The organism is Vulgatibacter incomptus (genome assembly GCF_001263175.1).
GTDB lineage: Bacteria > Myxococcota > Myxococcia > Myxococcales > Vulgatibacteraceae > Vulgatibacter > Vulgatibacter incomptus.
The window spans coordinates 2,513,073-2,528,204 of the sequence record NZ_CP012332.1; the positions used below are offsets into that span (position 1 = coordinate 2,513,073).

Below are 15,132 nucleotides of genomic sequence, written 5' to 3' on the forward strand. Positions count from 1 at the left end.
ATGGCTAGGCGACGAACTCGACCACGTCGTGGATCCCCTGGAGGATCCGCGGAGCCCGCGGAAGATACGCGTCGTCGAGCGTATAGGGAAACGGGGTGTCCCAGCCGGTGACGCGCTTGACCGGGGCTTCCAGGTGGACGAAGGCGCGCTCCTGGATCAGGGCGCTGATCTCCGCGCCGAGGCCGCAGGTGCGCGCCGCCTCGTGCACCACCACCACCCTGCCCGTCTTCTTCGCCGACGCCACCACGGCGTCGATGTCGAGGGGCCAGAGGGTGCGGAGATCGAGGAGGTCGCAGCGGATGCCGGACTTCTTCTCGGCCTCGTCCACCGCGGCGACCGCCTCGTGGAGCATCGCGCCCCAGGCGATCACCGTCACGTCGTCGCCCTCGCGCAGGAGCGCGGCCTTCTCGAGGGGGACCGTGTAGTCCTCCTCCGGCACCTCGCCCTTCGCCGCGCGGTAGATCCGCTTCGGCTCCATGAAGAGCACCGGATCCTCCTGGCGCATGGCGGAGAGGAGCAGGCCCTTGGCGTCGTAGGGGTTCGACGGGACCACCACCTTCAGACCGGCGTGGTGGATGAAGACCGACTCCGGCGACTGGGAGTGGTAGAGGCCGCCCTTGATGCCGCCGCCGTAGGGCGTGCGGATCACCATCGAGCAGGGATACTGGCCGCCGGAGCGATAGCGGAACTTGGCCAGCTCGCTCACGATCTGGTCGTAGGCGGGGTAGATGAAGTCCGCGAACTGGACCTCCGGCACCGGGCGCATCCCGTAGAGGGACATGCCGATGGCCGCGCCGACGATGCCGCCCTCGGCGAGGGGCGTGTCGATCACGCGGTTCTCGCCGAACTCCTCGTAGAGGCCGGCGGTGGCGCGGAACACGCCGCCGAACTTGCCGACGTCCTCGCCGAGGACGACGACGCGATCGTCCCTGCGCATCTCGGTGCGCAGGGCGTCGTTGACAGCCTGGAGTAGGTTCAGAACGGGCATGGAGGGATTCCTCGTCGAGGGACGGGTCCGAGTCAACCGCTATCCGGCGATGGGCACGCCGAAGGAGGTCACCTGGCGCGCCTCGCGGTCGCGCTTGACCAGGCCGGCGACGAAGAGCTCGGCTGCCTTGTAGGAGGAGCGGACCAGCGGCCCCGAGGCCACGTAGAGGAAGCCCATCCCCTCGGCGATCGCCTGCAGCTCGGCGAAGCGCTCGGGGGTGATGAACTCCTTCACCTCCAGGTGCCACTGCGAGGGCTGCAGATACTGGCCCAGGGTGAGCACCGACACCCCAACCTCGCGCAGGTCGCGGAAGGCCTGGAGGAGCTCGTCCTCCTGCTCGCCGAGGCCGAGCATGATCGACGACTTGGTGTGGATGTGCGGGTAGGTCTGCTTCACGTAGCGCAGAACTTCGAGGGACTGGCGGTAGCCGGCGCGGCGGTCGCGCACGGTGGGGGTGAGCCGCTCCACCGTCTCGATGTTGTGGGCGATCACTGCCGGGTTCGCGAGGCCGATCTTGTCGAGGAAGTCGGTCCGCCCGGTGAAGTCCGGGATCAGCACCTCGAGGATCGTGCTCGGCGTTCGGGCGAGGAGCTCCGTGATGCACTCCGCGAAGTGCGACGAGCCCTGATCCGGGATGTCGTCGCGGTCGACCGAGGTGACCACGAGGTAGTGGAGGCCGAGCTGGGCCACTGCCGTGGCGAGGTTGCGCGGCTCGTCCGGATCCAGGGGCGCCGGGCGCTTCTCGCTGGCGATGTTGCAGAAGCGGCAACCGCGGGTGCAGGTGTCGCCCATCACCATCACGGTGGCGGTGCCCCCGCCCCAGCACTCGCCCACGTTCGGGCAGCGGGACTCCTCGCACACCGTGTGGAGCTTGAGGTCGTGGAGGGTGGCCTTCACCTTCTCGTAGGTGGCCCCGCTCGGCAGGCGGACCTTGAGCCACTCGGGCTTCTTCTGCTTCGGCTTCGCCGCCTTCTGCGCGGGCGGCGTGCCGAGCGCGACCAGCTTCTCGCTCATCTGCGCCTCATCCCTCCCCGGATGCTCGAATCGGACCCCGCCGGAGCGGGGCCCAGTTGATACGACTAGATGTGCAGCGGGTGGCCCAGCGTGGCGTGGGCGGCCTCGCCGATGATCTCGGAGAGCGTCGGGTGCGGGTGGATCGTCTTCGCGAGATCCTCCGTGGTGCTCTCGAGGCGGAGCGCCGCGCAGGCCTCGGCGATGAGGTCCGTCGCGTGGGGGCCCACGATGTGGACGCCCAGGACCTCGTCGTACTTGTTCTCCGAGACGATCTTCACCATGCCCTGCGTCTGGCCGAGGATCCGGGCCTTGCCGATGGCCGCGAAGGGGAACTTGCCCACCTTCACGTCGTAGCCCTTCTCGCGGGCGGCCTTCTCGGTGAGACCCACCGAGGCGACCTCCGGCGAGCAGTAGGTCGCGCCGGGGCAGCGGTCGTAGCGCAGGGGCTGCGGGTTCTTGCCGGCGATGTCGTCCACCGCCAGGAGCGCCTCCTGGGTCGCCAGGTGCGCGAGCATCTGGGTCGGCACCACGTCGCCGATGGCGTAGATGCCGTCCGCGGAGGTCCGCATCATCGAATCCACCGGGATGAAGCCGCGCTCGGTCTTGACGCCGACCGACTCCAGGCCGATCCCCTCGGTGACCGGCTTGCGGCCGATGGCGGAGAGCAGCATCTCGGCCTCGATCACCTCGGTCTTGCCGTCCTTCGAGGCCAGGTGGGCCTTCACCCCGCCGGAAAGGCGCTCGAGCTTCTCCACCTTGGTCTCGACGCGGAAGTCGATCTTGCGCTTGCGGTAGGCGCGCTCGATCTCCTTGCTGATCTCCTCGTCCTCGAGGGGGAGGAGGTGCGGCAGCAGCTCGACGATGGTGACCTTGCTGCCGAAGGCGGCGAAGACCGACGCGAACTCCATGCCCACCGCGCCGGCGCCCACCACGATCAGGCTCTTGGGCACGCGGTCGAGGTCGAGGATCTGGTCCGAGTTCAGCACGACCTTGCCGTCGGACTCGAGGCCCGGGAACTCGCGGACCACCGAGCCGGTGGCGACGATGAGCTTCTTGAAGAGGATCTCCTGCTTCGCCCCGCCCTCGCCGGCGACCTCGAGCTTGCCCTTGCCGGCGATCTTCCCGAAGCCGGTCACGACCGTGACCTTGTTCTTCTTCATCAGGAAGCTGACGCCGTTGGTGCTCTGGTCGACGATCTTGTTCTTGCGCGCGAGGACCCCGGCCATGTGGACGCTGGGGCTGCCCGAGATCTGGATCCCGTGCTCGGCCGCGTCGCGGATCTCCTCGACGAGGTCCGCCGAGTGGAGGAGCGCCTTGGTGGGGATGCACCCGACGAGGGTGCAGGTGCCGCCGAGCCGCTTCTGCTTCTCGATCAGGACGGTCTTCAGCCCCGCCTGTCCCGCGTGGATGGCGGCAGCATAGCCGCCGGGACCGCTGCCCAGGATTGCCACATCGAAAACGTCAGCCAAGGCGAAGCCTCCCGAAAGATCGGTTTTGGACGCGGTAGCTAACGCTCCGGGCGGTAGACCGTCAAGCAGAAGGGGCGTGCCGCGCCGCGCCATCGCGTGCGAACCGCGAAAGGCGGGCGCGGGCCCTCCGCGCTACCGCGTGCTCAGCGGCTGGAAGACGACCTTTCCGCCGTCGGCGTAGGCCAAGCCGCCTGCAGCGACGGCGTATTTCTCAATTCGCGAAGCACTTGCCACCAGTCTCGGAGACCCGGGCTGTCGGAGGTCCGCGAGGCGGAGACGGGCCTCCCAGTCGGAGCGGCGAAGCCGGTCCTTCCCGTTGAACTCGTACTCAGCGAAGGCCACCAGCCGCCCCTGATCTCCGAACTCGAAGTTTCCGACGAACGCCTCGTCGACGTCCGTGAGCGCCCAGGTGAGCTCCCGATCTCGATCGAAGGCGTGGACCGCGCCTTTCCACGAAGCGACGAAGACCAGGAAACGACCGTCGTCCGAGAATCTCGGCTCCGGCATCGTCGAGATTCGAAAGCTGCTCCAGTCGCGAACGTCTGCCTCGGGTTCGACGACCCAGGTCTTGCCCGATGCGATCTCATGGACGCGGAGATCGCTTCGACGCCCCTGCCCGTCCGGAACCTTCGCGACGAAGGCGATCATGGAGCCGTCGACCGAGAAGTAGGGGGCGTGGGCGGAGGGGGCGAGCGGGATGGTACGATCGCCATCAGAGAGCCGTGTGAGCTGCAGGGCTCCCGGGTCACCGAACGAAGCCCCGGAGGTCCACGCCACGGAGCTGCCATCAGGGGACAAGGAGAAGAGGTAGACGTCGGACGCGATCTCCCGCACCGAAGCGAGAGCCGAGGGCGCGACGCGCAAGGACGCGCCGACCATGGTGCGGCCCGACATGTAGGGGGTCGCCGAAAGGAAGGCCACGCCGCCCGATCCGTTCCCGGTGTGGAAGAGCCGGCCGTCGAGATCCGTCTGGAGACCCGTCTGAACGTCGAGACGAACGAGAGTCTGCGCCTCTGAAAGGAAGTAGAGCGACCCGCAATCGCCAGAGAACGAGCTGTACGGCATGAACTCTTCGAGGGGAACCCGCAGGCCACAGTCCTTCTCGAAGGCGGTCTCCCGTTTCGTGGCCAGGTCGATTACCTTCGCGCCGGGGCAGCCGGTGTCGAGCCAAACCTCGTTCCCGCAGATGCCCAGCAATGGGTTGGACCTGCGCTCCGAGACCTCGAGGTAGCGCTCTCCAAGGAGCGAATCCCAGAACAACAGCTTGGAGCTGTGGTCGCTCGGGTCGACCTGCCCAAGGAGAACCGTCCGGATCCGGCCCGGAGACGAGCCCCGTCCCACCACGGTCTTCACACCATTCGGCTCCCAGCGCTCGAGGCCGCGCGAGGTCTCCACGTAGAGCTGGTCCCAAGCGCCCGCGCGAAGCAACGTCTTCTCGCCGGTCGCCGGCCTCCACTCCTCCAGCCCGTCGGCGGTGCGAACCAGGAGCCGATCCGCGTCCACGGGAAATCCGAGAACATCGCCAGCGCCCAGGACTCGCCGAGAGGCACAGAGCTCCCGCCCGAGCTCGCAATCGGAGACCGCGACCTCGGCAGGCGGCTCGGATGTGCCGCCGCAGCCCGCTCCCGTCGACAGAAACCCAGAAACTACGAGCCCAGCCACCCACTTGGACACGCGCATCGTCCCTCCCGCTACGATTGATCGTAGCGGGAGACGAGCGAGTTCAAGTTTTATTCACGTGGGTCAGGATCCCGCCATTTGGGGGAAGCTCGGGGTCCTCCGGCCCTGTGATCCTTCTGAATTTCTTCAAAGAATCGTCAGCCGAGCGGGCCTCGGAAGAGCTTGCGCATCCCGTAGCGGAAGGCGCGGAAGGTGCGCTCGCGGTACGGGAACATCCACAGGGGGACCATCGGCAACCGGGGCCGGTTGACGTGACGGACCTCGCAGAGATCCTTGAGGCCCTGGATGCCGTGGACCCTGCCGATCCCCGACTGCTTCACCCCGCCCCAAGGCGTCTCCGGGAGAGCGTGGGTGTAGAGAACGTCGTTGATCATCACGGTGCCCGCCTCGAGGCGCCGGGCGACTGCGTCCGCACGTGAGACGCTCCGGGAGAAGACGTAGGCGGAGAGGCCGAAGGCGCTGTCGTTGGCCTCGCGGATCGCCTCCTCGACGTCGCGATACGGTCGGATCGGCAGGCAGGGTCCGAAGGTCTCGTCGCGCCAGATCTCCATGTCGGATGTGACATCGACGAGCACCGTGGGTTCGATGAAGCGCGCCCCGCCCTCGCCGTGGACGCCGCCGCCGACGAGGATCCGGGCGCCCTTCGACTTCGCGTCGTCGAGCTGGCGCTGGACGAGGTCCACCTGGCTGGGGACGACCATCGCGCCCACGTCCACGTGGGCCTCGCCTGCCGCCGCCGGATCGCCCTGGCGCACGGCGCTGGCGAGCTCGACCACCTTCGCCACGAAGGCGTCGTGGATCGACTCGTGGACGAGGACCCGCTCCACCGAGGCGCAGATCTGCCCCGAATTCGCGAAGGCGCCCCAGACCACCTGCCGGGCGGCGTGGTCCAGGTTAGCGTCGGGCAGGACGATGGCGGGATCCTTGCCGCCGAGCTCGGCGACGTAGGGGATCAAGCGCCGCCCGCAGGCCTCTCCGACCTTGCGGCCGGTGGCCACCGATCCGGTGAAGATCACCATGTCGACGTCGGCCTCCACCAGCGCCGCGCCGGTCTCGCCGCCGCCCGGGACCACGCCGACGAGGTCGGGATCGATCCCCGCCTCGACCAGGAGCTCCTTTGCCAGGAGGAGGATCCGCGGCGTCCACTCGGAGGGCTTCACCACCACGGCGTTCCGGGCGGCGAGCGCCATGATCACGTCGCCCATCGGGATGGAGAACGGGAAGTTCCACGGGCTGATGACGCCGATCACGCCGCGCGGCTCGTGCCGCAGCCGACTCGCCTTCAGCGGGCCGAAGAGGTGGAGCGGGATCTTCTCGTCGCGCAGGACGCGGCGGGCCCGCTTCGCGAAGAAATTGGTGAGATCGACGATCGGGAAGATCTCGTGGGTGAGCGCCTCGAAGCGCGCCTTGCCGTTCTCGCGGACGAGGAGGTCGACGACTTCGTCGGTGCGCGCGATCAGGCGATCCCGGAAGGCCAGGAGCTTCTTCCTGCGCTCGCCCCAGTCGAGCGCGGCCCAACGGCGCTGCGCCTCCCTCGCCCGCCCGACGACCTCCCGCACCTCGGCCGGGCTGGTGATCGGCAGGTCCGGAAAGGGGCGACCCGTCGCCGGCTCCGTGTTGCGGATCGCGCCGTCGACGAGGTTCGAAGGCCTGGCGAATGCGGGGCGGATGAGGGGTTCCATCGTTTCTCCTTGGGCCTTCGCCGAGACGAGGAGGCCGGATCATGCAACAGCCGAACGGCGCCCCGCCATTGCGACGCTCTCGGCGTCGGAAACGACGTGCCCGGATATTGGCCAGCCTGTTGCGCCGATGAAGCCAAGGTCCGCGTCGTTGACAGGGTCCCTCGAGGGGCTCTAGGAACGCCCCATGGTCTTCGACTGCGCGGTGATCGGCGGCGGTGTGATGGGGAGCGCCATCGCGCTCCGGCTGGCCCAGGCGGGCCAGAAGGTGGTCGTCCTCGAGAAATCCATCCCGGGCGCCGAGGCGTCCAGCGCGGCCGGCGGAATCCTCGGCCCTCAGATCGAGGGCGATCACGACGACCCGCTCTTTCGCCTCTGCCTGGCTTCCCGCGACGCCTACGGGCCCCTGGCCCTCGAGCTGATCGAACGCGCCGGGATCGACGTGGGCCATCGGCGCTCCGGCCTCCTCCTCGTGAAGTACGCCGGCGAGGACGTGGGCCCCCTCGACGCCCGCCTCGCCTGGCAGCGCGCCGCCGGCCTGGAGGTCGAGCGCCTTGACGGCGACCAGGCTCGGAGCCTCGAGCCGGCGCTCTCACCCGAGGTGGCGGCTGCCCTTCACTTCCCCAACGAGGCCCGCCTCGAGCCCAGGAAGCTGGCGCAGGCCCTGGCCCTCGCCGCCCAGCGCGCCGGCGCCGCGTTCCGCAAGGGCATCGTGCGCGGAGTGGCGGTCGAGGACGGCAAGATCGCTGGTGTCGATCTCGACGACGGCCGGCTCCCGGCGGGCGCGGTGGTGGTCGCCGCCGGCGCGTGGACCTCGAAGGTCGCGGGAACCGGGCTCGCCGCGGACGTGGTCCGCCCTGTCCGCGGCCAGATGACGGAGCTCCACCACCCGGAGCTCGTGCTCGAGAGAGTTGTCTTCACCTCTCGGGGCTACCTCGTTCCCCGCGGCGGAGGGACGGTCGTCACCGGCTCCACGATGGAAGAGGCGGGGTACGAGAAGAAGGTTACGGCGGCGGGGCTCTCTCGCATCCTCGCCAACGCGGTCGCCGCGGCGCCGCTCCTGGGATCGGCGGAGGTGGTCTCGTCGTGGTCGGGTCTGCGGCCCTGCCCCAAGGACGGCCTCCCCGTCATCGGCGCGGGCGCGGTTCCCGGGCTCTACGTGGCCAGCGGCCACCACCGGAACGGGATCCTCCTCGTGCCGGAGACCGCCCGGCTCCTCGCCGCGGCCGTCCTCGCTGGACGGGATCCGGAAGAGCTCGCGCCCTTCTCCCCTCTTCGCTTCGCCCGCTGACGTTCGGGCGGCAGAGCGCCCGGGAGATGATTGCCTCTCCTTCGCCTCGCCACACTGCGGGCGCGGAGCGCGCCGTCACCGCCTAGCCGATGGCGAGATGGAACCGGTCGTCGGCGTTGTCGGCCGCGTCGTCCTCCTGCCGACGGCGCCGGAGCTCCGCCCAGGTCTCGTCGGAGATCGCCGCGAACGCACGGACCGCCTCCGGATCGAACTGGGTGCCGGAGCAGCGGAGGATCTCGCCGCGGGCCGTGTTCCAGTTCGTGCCCTTTCGATAGGGCCGATCGCAGAGCATCGCGTCGAGGGTGTCGGCGATCGCGAAGATCCGGGCGCCCAGCGGGATCTCGTTGCCTCGAAGGCCGTGGGGATAGCCCTTGCCGTCGAAGCGCTCCTGGTGGGAGAGGACGATCTGCGACGGATGCTCGAGGAAACGGATGCCCCGGAGGATCTGGAAGCCGATCTCCGGATGGCGGCGCATCTCCTGCCACTCCGCGGGCGTGAGGGGGCCCGGCTTGAGCAGGATCGCGTCGGGGACGCCGATCTTGCCGATGTCGTGGAGGAGCGCTCCCCGGCAGATCTCGCCGAGCTCGGGGCCGCGGACCCCCATCTGCTCGGCGATGGCGCGAGTGTAGCGGACCACCCGCTGCGAATGATCGGAGGTCTCGTGCTCGCGCGCGTCGAGGGCGGCGACGAGGGCGGAGAGCGTGTGCGTGTACGCCACTTCCACGGCGCGGAGGGCGCCCTGGAGCTCGGTGGTCTTCTCCTCCACCCGCTGCTCCAGCTTGAGCTGGTACCGCCGGCGGGCGAGGTCGATCCGGCGCCTTCCGAGGGCGCGCTCGATCGAGCGGATGAGCTCGGTGAGCTTCGGCGGCTTGAGCAGGTAGTCGGCCGCCCCCCTGCGGAGGCACTCGACGGCGCTCTCGGTGTCGCCGAAGCCCGTCAGCATGATCACCGCGATGTCGGGGTGCTCCCGCCGCAGCCGATCGAGAAGCCAGAGACCGTCGCGAGCCGGCATTTTCAAATCGCAGATCGCGAGATCCGGCTCGGTGATCGCCACGTGGGCGAGAGCGCTCTCGGCGTCCGCCACGGTCATGCAGCGGTAGCCCTCCTCGACGAGGAGAGCGGAGAGGACGTCGCGCACCGCCGGATCGTCGTCGACGATCAGGATGCTCGGAGCATGGGGAGGAGCCGGCTGCATGATCAAGCGTCCTGGGGGATCGGCCGCGGGTGAGAACGGCAACCGGCGCACATTTTACCCGCGGTGCGAGCCACCTTTCAACCGGTCGTCTCGCATTCTCCACAGCCGATCCGAGCCATGGAGTGACGAAAGCGCGCCACGTTCCCCACATCCCGGTGACTCCGGGGCACGCAGGAAACGGGCGCGCAGAGCGTATGAAGAAACCGGCCCCGCCAGGGCGGGCCCGATTTCTTCAGCCGCGCTCCGCGCGGAAACGCTCTTCTTTTCGTTTGCTCCGCCTACGGCTCCGCGCGAGCGCCATGAGCGCTCAGGCGGACTTCTTCTCCCGCTCGAAGGAGAGGATGGGCGCCTCGCCGCGCAGGATCACGCCGTCGGTGATCTTGCACTCCTTGACGCCGTCCCGGTACGGGACCTCGTACATGATGTCGAGCATCGCGTTCTCCATGATGCTCCGCAGGCCGCGGGCGCCGGCATGCCGCCGCATGGCCTCCCGCGCGATCGCCCGCAGCGACTCCCGGGTGAAAGAGAGCTTCACCTTCTCGAGCTCGAAGAGCTTCTGGTACTGCTTCGTCAGGGCGTTCTTCGGCTGGGTGAGGATGGTGACGAGGTCGTCCTCCGAGAGATCCCAGAGCGTGGCCAGGATCGGCAGACGGCCGACGAACTCGGGGATCAGGCCGAAGTGCACCAGGTCCTCGGGCGTGGTGTGGCTGAGCACCTCGCCCAGGGAGTGCTCCTCGGCTCGCTTGGCGACGTCTGCGCCGAAGCCCAGGCCCTTCACGCCGATGCGGTGCCGGATGTTGTGCTCGAGCCCGGTGAACGCACCGCCGACGATGAAGAGGATGCCCGAGGTGTCGACCTGGATGTACTCCTGCTGGTTGTACTTCTTCCCGCCGCGGGGCGTGACGTTGGCGCGGGTGCCCTCGATGATCTTGAGCAGCGCCTGCTGCACGCCCTCGCCGCCCACGTCGCGGGTCATGGAAGGCCCGTCGCCCTTGCGCGCGATCTTGTCGATCTCGTCGATGTAGACGATGCCGCGCGAGGCCTTCTCCACGTCGTAGTCGGCGTTGTGGAGGAGGTTCTGGATGATGTTCTCGACGTCCTCGCCCACGTAGCCGGCCTCGGTGAGGCTGGTGGCGTCGGCGATGGTGAACGGGACGTTGAGGAAACGTGCCAGCGACTGCGCGAGAAGCGTCTTGCCCGAGCCGGTGGGTCCGATGAGCAGGATGTTGCTCTTCTGGAGCTCGACCTCGTCGGGCGGACGACCGGGGCGGCTCTTTCCGCTCCGCTTGGCGTGGATCCGCTTGTAGTGGTTGTACACCGCCACCGACAGGACCTTCTTCGCCACGTCCTGGCCGATCACGTACTCGTCGAGGAAGCCCTTGATCTCGGCGGGGGTGGGCAGCGCGACCTGAGGCCGGCCCTCGTCCCTCTCGCTCTCCTCTGCGATGATGTCGTTGCAGAGGCGGATGCACTCGTCGCAGATGTAGACCGTGGGCCCGGCGATCAGCTTCCGGACCTCGCGCTGCGACTTGCCGCAGAACGAGCATGAGAGATTTCCGTGGTGATGCTCGCGGTTCCGACTCACGTTCGCCTCCGGGCTCCCCCGCTGGGAGAAGCGCCCTTACAAACCCTACTACAGGCCATCAACGGCCGATATTCGTTCGTGCCACGAGCGGAGCCCGTCACGATCCAAGTATAAGCCGCGGCAGCGGCCGAACCCATGGAACCTTGGGCGAGGGGCGGGGCCGGAAGGCCCCATCCGGGGGGCCCGAACGAGCCGCACCCCGTCTCGAGTAATCCCTCGACCGGTGCGGCGCTAGCCGCAGAGCCCCTCGACGTCTTCCGCGAGGGCCGCGGCCCTCTCGGCGATCGCGCGGGGGATGCGCGACGAGCCGCCCAGGTCCCTGGCCAGCTTGCGCGCCTGGGCCGCGAAACGCCGCAGCTCCAGATCCACCGGCGGCTCCTCGGGCTCCGGCTCCGGGAAGCGCTTCGCGAGCTCGCGCTTGAGGTCCGCCGCCTCTACCGGGCGCTCCCAGAGCGACTCGCGAACGTCGCGATAGGCGGCCTCGTCGAGCTGGCCCCGCTCCTCCGCACGGGAGAGGACCTCGATCACCTCGACCGGGGGGACCTTGCGAGCGGTCTCCTCGTCGTCCAGCGCCTCGGGCTCGTGCTTGGCCAGGAAGCCGTAGCTCGTCACGAGCTTCTGGGCCGTGGCCTTCTTGATCCGCAGCTCCTTGGCGCAATAGGCCTCGAAGGTCGCGAAGCCCCACTCCTGCCAGCTCCCCTCGCCGCGCACGCGCACCAGGTGTCGCGCGAGGTCGAGCCAGGAGGCCTTGAACCGCCTGGCGCTCTCCTGCACGGCGGCTCGGAAGCTACCTTCCGGGATCCGATCGATCGCCTGATCGTTTGCCACCTTCGCCGCCTGCATCCGCTGCTCCCTTCGAACGGGTCGGAATGTAACAGCAAGGTCCGACGATGGGCGGCCGATCGTCCCCACCCCGGGCGAAAAACTGCGCAGGTTCGGCCCGCCGTCAGCCGTTCACCCGGAAGGAGAGCGAGACCGAGGGACGCTCGCCCTCGAACTTCGGGAAGCTCCACTGGCCCAGCTTCTCCGCCATGCAGTCGTGGAGCGGGCCGCTCGCGTAGCCGGCGCGGTCGATCCAGAGCTTCACGACCCTGCCCTGGTTGCCGACCGTGAACGTGAAAGGAACCTCGCCGCGGAAGGAGGGCTCTCGGGCTACTTGCTCCTTCAGGCAGGGGAAGAGCTTCGCCTGGTTGGCCGCGACCACCGCATGGATCGCCCCGCGATCGTATTTCGACTCGACGGCCAGGCCGTCCTTTTCGGCAGGCATCGGGGATCCCGCGGGGCCCGCGGGACGAGACGCCTTCGACGGGCGAGGCGCAGCCTTTCCACCGGTCGCCGCCGGCTCGTCTTCCGCGTACTCCAGATCCTCGTCGCCCAGCGACCGCGCGTCGGGCCGCAAGGCCACCAGCGGAGGCGACGCGACGATCTCGAGGTCCGCGAGCTCCTCGTAGCTCTTCTCGAAGAGGTGTGCGCGGGCCGCCCAGAGCACCGCCGCCACTGCGCCGACGGACGCCACCGTCCCGAGGGCGAGGAGCGCCGCCAGCCGCGCCATCCGCCGCCGGGACCGCTTCCGCTGCTCCTCGCGCGCCTGGGCCTCGACCCGGGTTCGCGCCGACGCCTTCGCGGCGTGGGTCATGAAGACCGTGGTCTCGGTCATGGGCGAGAACGCGCCGCCCTCGCGCGCCACCAGGGTGTCGCTCGGCAGGTCCCCGCGCTCGAGCTTGTCCACGAGCATCGCCTCGGGGATCGGGCCGAAGACGAGATCTCCCTGCTTGAAGAGCCACTCGCTCTCCGGCTCCGGAGCTGCGATTTTCCGCGCGGGCGCCGCCATCTGCTTTTTCCCCTCCCCAAGTCGAGTACTCGACGATAGCACGGCGGTCCGGCCCGGAGTACGTTCCGGCGGTGGGAAACAAACGATGCTACGCGCTCCTCTGCGCCTATGACGGAGGCGCCTTCTCCGGCTTCCAGCGGCAGCCCCCGCTGCCGACCGTCCAGGGCGCCCTGGAGGACGCGCTCCTCGCCATCGGCTGCAAGGTGCGGATCGAGGGCGGCGGCAGGACCGACGCCGGCGTCCACGCTCGCCGGCAGGTGGTGACCTTCCGTACCGCGATGGAGCTCCCCGTCGGCGAGCTCCCTGCCCTGCTCGCGCCGCACCTCCCCGAAGGCCTGCAGGTCCCCGACGCCGTGCAGCCGCCCTGGTCCTTCCACGCCCGGTTCTCGGCGGTCGGCAAGGTCTATCGCTATCGGATCGCGGCGGTGGCCGAGCCGAGCGAGGAGGACCGCCGCTTCGCCTGGGCGCTCCCCGATCTCCGGGGCTTCCCGGACGTCACGGGCCCGGTGCTGGAGCTCGACGAGGGCGCGATGCGGTCGGTGCTCACGACCTGTACCGGGCGTCACGACTTCTCGAACCTGGTCCACCCCAACGCGGAGGGCGACCGAAAGCGGCTGCTCACCCGGGCGGAGCTTCGCTCCACCTCCGAGCGGGGAGGGACGACCTACGAGATCACCTTCGGGTCGCCAGGGTTCATCCGCCACCAGCTCCGCAACATCGTCGGCGTCGCGGTGTCGGCAGGCCTGGGCAAGCTCCCGCCCGGCCTCCTGGAGCAGCTCCTGTCCGGACAGGGCGATAGGTGGCGCGGGCCGCGTGCCCCGGGCAGGGGCCTCTGCCTCTGGGAGATCCAGTACCGCCGCGGCGAGGATCCGTTCCGGCGCGCGGACGCTCAATCGAGCGAGCCCGAGCCTCGGTAGCGTGTGAGGAAAGCGGGCCCGCCGGGAGCTGGGCCCGTTGGGTTCAGCCCGGATCCCCGAAGCGGAGCTGAAGGCCCAATCCCACGTCGAAACCGACCTGGAGGCCGTCGCCGTAGGCCGCAGAGCCGCCGGTGGCGACGAAGAGGCCCGCGTTCTCGGAGAGCTCGTACTGTACGCCGACGCCCAGGCGCGCGCCGGCGCCCCAGACCGGGAGGAGACGGGCGAAGGCGCCGATATCGAAGAAGGTCTTCCACTCGTCGTAACCGGCAAAGACACGGTACGCGAGGTAGGGCGCCACGAGCCTCGTCCCCTCGTCCGGGCCCGTGCCGATCCGCAGGCCCAGGATGCCCTCCCCTCCCTCGTCGGAAGCGGGGAGCCCGAAGGCCAGGTCGGCGAAGGCGCCAGGCTCGGAGGAGGTGCGATCCGAGGACTTGCGCCCCGAGAGCACGAGGTGCTCGAAGCCGGACGTCAACGTCAGCGAGGGCTGATCGCGGTGGTCGAGGATGGGGAGGTACGAGACCGCCTGGCCGCTGGCGGGTAGCGCGAACCCCACCGTGATCAAGGCGATGGCGAGCCCGAGCCTCACGGGAGGACCGGGAGGGAAACGGGGATCGCCCGGCTCATGCCTTCGTGGAGGCTTCCGGTGCGGAACGGCGCCAGATCCAGCGCCACGAAGCGGAAGCCCGCGGCCTTGATCGAGCGGTCCATTGCCTCCCGGAGCGCCGCGTCGGCGAGGAGGCGGGGGAGCTCCTCCCCTCCCAGCTCGACCCGCGCGACCTCGCGGTGGTAGCGCACCCGGAAGATCCGGAAGCCCAGATCCTGCATCGCCTCTTCCGCACGGGCGACTTGGCCGAGGCGCTCCTCGGTGACCTCCGTGCCGTAGGGGATCCGCGACGCGAGGCAGGCGAGCTGCGGCTTGTCCCAGGTGGACAGGCCCAGGCGGTGGGACCAGGCGCGGATCTCGTCCTTGCCGAGGCCTGCCAGGAGCAACGGCGAGATTACGCGATGCTCGTCGCCGGCCACCCGGCCCGGGCGGTGGCCGCCGGCCTCGTCGGCGTTGAATCCGTCGAGGATCGCGTCGATCCCGCGCTCGTCGGCGACCTTTCGACACAGGTCGTAGAGCTCGCTCTTACAGAAGTAGCAGCGGTCGACCGGATTCTTGGCGTAGTTGGGGTCGTCGATCTCGGAGGAGGCGACGACCACGTGCTCCGCGCCAAGCTCGGCGGCGAAGCGCTCCGCCGCCGCCCGCTCGCGCGGCGCGACGGACGGCGAGATCGCGGTGAGGGCGATGGCCTTGGACCCCAGCTCCTCGAGCGCCACCTTGAGGACGAGCGCCGAGTCGACGCCCCCAGAGAAAGCGACGATGGCGCTCGGCTGCGCGCGGATGATCCCGCGCATCTTCTCGAGCTTGCCGGCGCTGGCTTCGCAGAGCGCAGAGACTTCGGACTCGTTCATCGCCGGCCTTCTACCACGGGCAGGCCGG

General features: G+C 69.3%; 13 protein-coding genes. 2 read left to right on the forward strand and 11 right to left on the reverse strand.

What is annotated here, in order from left to right; all coding sequences use genetic code 11:
• Positions 1-4: 4 nt before the first annotated feature.
• From AKJ08_RS10395 to AKJ08_RS10415, 5 genes are all read right to left on the reverse strand, one after another.
• Positions 5-988, reverse strand: a complete 984-nt coding sequence (locus tag AKJ08_RS10395) for an alpha-ketoacid dehydrogenase subunit beta (protein ID WP_050726005.1) — start codon at positions 986-988, stop codon at positions 5-7.
• 39 nt (positions 989-1,027) lie between these two features.
• Positions 1,028-2,002 carry a lipoyl synthase gene (lipA, locus tag AKJ08_RS10400; protein ID WP_082343046.1) on the reverse strand — a complete coding sequence of 325 codons (975 nt, stop codon included), beginning with the start codon at positions 2,000-2,002 and terminating at the stop codon, positions 1,028-1,030.
• Positions 2,003-2,067: 65 nt separating this feature from the next.
• On the reverse strand, positions 2,068-3,471 hold the full coding sequence (gene lpdA / locus AKJ08_RS10405) for a dihydrolipoyl dehydrogenase (RefSeq protein ID WP_050726006.1): 1,404 nt from the start codon (positions 3,469-3,471) through the stop codon (positions 2,068-2,070).
• A gap of 132 nt (positions 3,472-3,603) precedes the next feature.
• Positions 3,604-5,145 (reverse strand): TolB family protein, encoded by a 1,542-nt coding sequence (locus AKJ08_RS10410; RefSeq protein WP_205624709.1) that lies wholly within the window; start codon positions 5,143-5,145, stop codon positions 3,604-3,606.
• Between the two features lie 143 nt (positions 5,146-5,288).
• Complete coding sequence (locus AKJ08_RS10415; protein ID WP_050726008.1) at positions 5,289-6,833, reverse strand: aldehyde dehydrogenase family protein; 1,545 nt, start codon at positions 6,831-6,833, stop codon at positions 5,289-5,291.
• 184 nt (positions 6,834-7,017) lie between these two features.
• Here AKJ08_RS10415 and thiO point away from each other — a divergent pair, with 184 nt between their 5' ends.
• Complete coding sequence (gene thiO, locus AKJ08_RS10420; RefSeq protein ID WP_050726009.1) at positions 7,018-8,121, forward strand: glycine oxidase ThiO; 1,104 nt, start codon at positions 7,018-7,020, stop codon at positions 8,119-8,121.
• An 82-nt stretch (positions 8,122-8,203) separates the two neighbouring features.
• On the opposite strand, the gene AKJ08_RS10425 is transcribed toward thiO, so the two are convergent.
• From AKJ08_RS10425 to AKJ08_RS10440, 4 genes are all read right to left on the reverse strand, one after another.
• Positions 8,204-9,316, reverse strand: coding sequence for an HD domain-containing phosphohydrolase (locus AKJ08_RS10425; protein WP_082343411.1), 1,113 nt, complete (start codon positions 9,314-9,316; stop codon positions 8,204-8,206).
• 307 nt (positions 9,317-9,623) lie between these two features.
• Positions 9,624-10,901: an ATP-dependent Clp protease ATP-binding subunit ClpX gene (gene clpX, locus AKJ08_RS10430; protein ID WP_050726010.1), complete on the reverse strand. Its 1,278-nt coding sequence runs from the start codon at positions 10,899-10,901 to the stop codon at positions 9,624-9,626.
• A 231-nt stretch (positions 10,902-11,132) separates the two neighbouring features.
• Positions 11,133-11,744, reverse strand: coding sequence for a hypothetical protein (locus AKJ08_RS10435; protein WP_050726011.1), 612 nt, complete (start codon positions 11,742-11,744; stop codon positions 11,133-11,135).
• Positions 11,745-11,847: 103 nt separating this feature from the next.
• Positions 11,848-12,732 carry an AgmX/PglI C-terminal domain-containing protein gene (locus tag AKJ08_RS10440; RefSeq protein ID WP_050726012.1) on the reverse strand — a complete coding sequence of 295 codons (885 nt, stop codon included), beginning with the start codon at positions 12,730-12,732 and terminating at the stop codon, positions 11,848-11,850.
• Between the two features lie 71 nt (positions 12,733-12,803).
• Here AKJ08_RS10440 and AKJ08_RS10445 point away from each other — a divergent pair, with 71 nt between their 5' ends.
• Positions 12,804-13,649, forward strand: a complete 846-nt coding sequence (locus AKJ08_RS10445; RefSeq protein WP_050726013.1) for a tRNA pseudouridine synthase A — start codon at positions 12,804-12,806, stop codon at positions 13,647-13,649.
• Positions 13,650-13,692: 43 nt separating this feature from the next.
• Here the strand turns inward: AKJ08_RS10445 and AKJ08_RS10450 are convergent, their stop codons facing one another.
• Together AKJ08_RS10450 and larE are read right to left on the reverse strand one after the other, a co-directional pair.
• On the reverse strand, positions 13,693-14,235 hold the full coding sequence (locus AKJ08_RS10450) for a hypothetical protein (protein WP_050726014.1): 543 nt from the start codon (positions 14,233-14,235) through the stop codon (positions 13,693-13,695).
• Positions 14,232-15,104 (reverse strand): ATP-dependent sacrificial sulfur transferase LarE, encoded by an 873-nt coding sequence (larE, locus tag AKJ08_RS10455; RefSeq protein WP_050726015.1) that lies wholly within the window; start codon positions 15,102-15,104, stop codon positions 14,232-14,234. The genes AKJ08_RS10450 and larE overlap by 4 nt, the downstream gene beginning before the upstream one ends.
• Positions 15,105-15,132 lie beyond the last annotated feature (28 nt).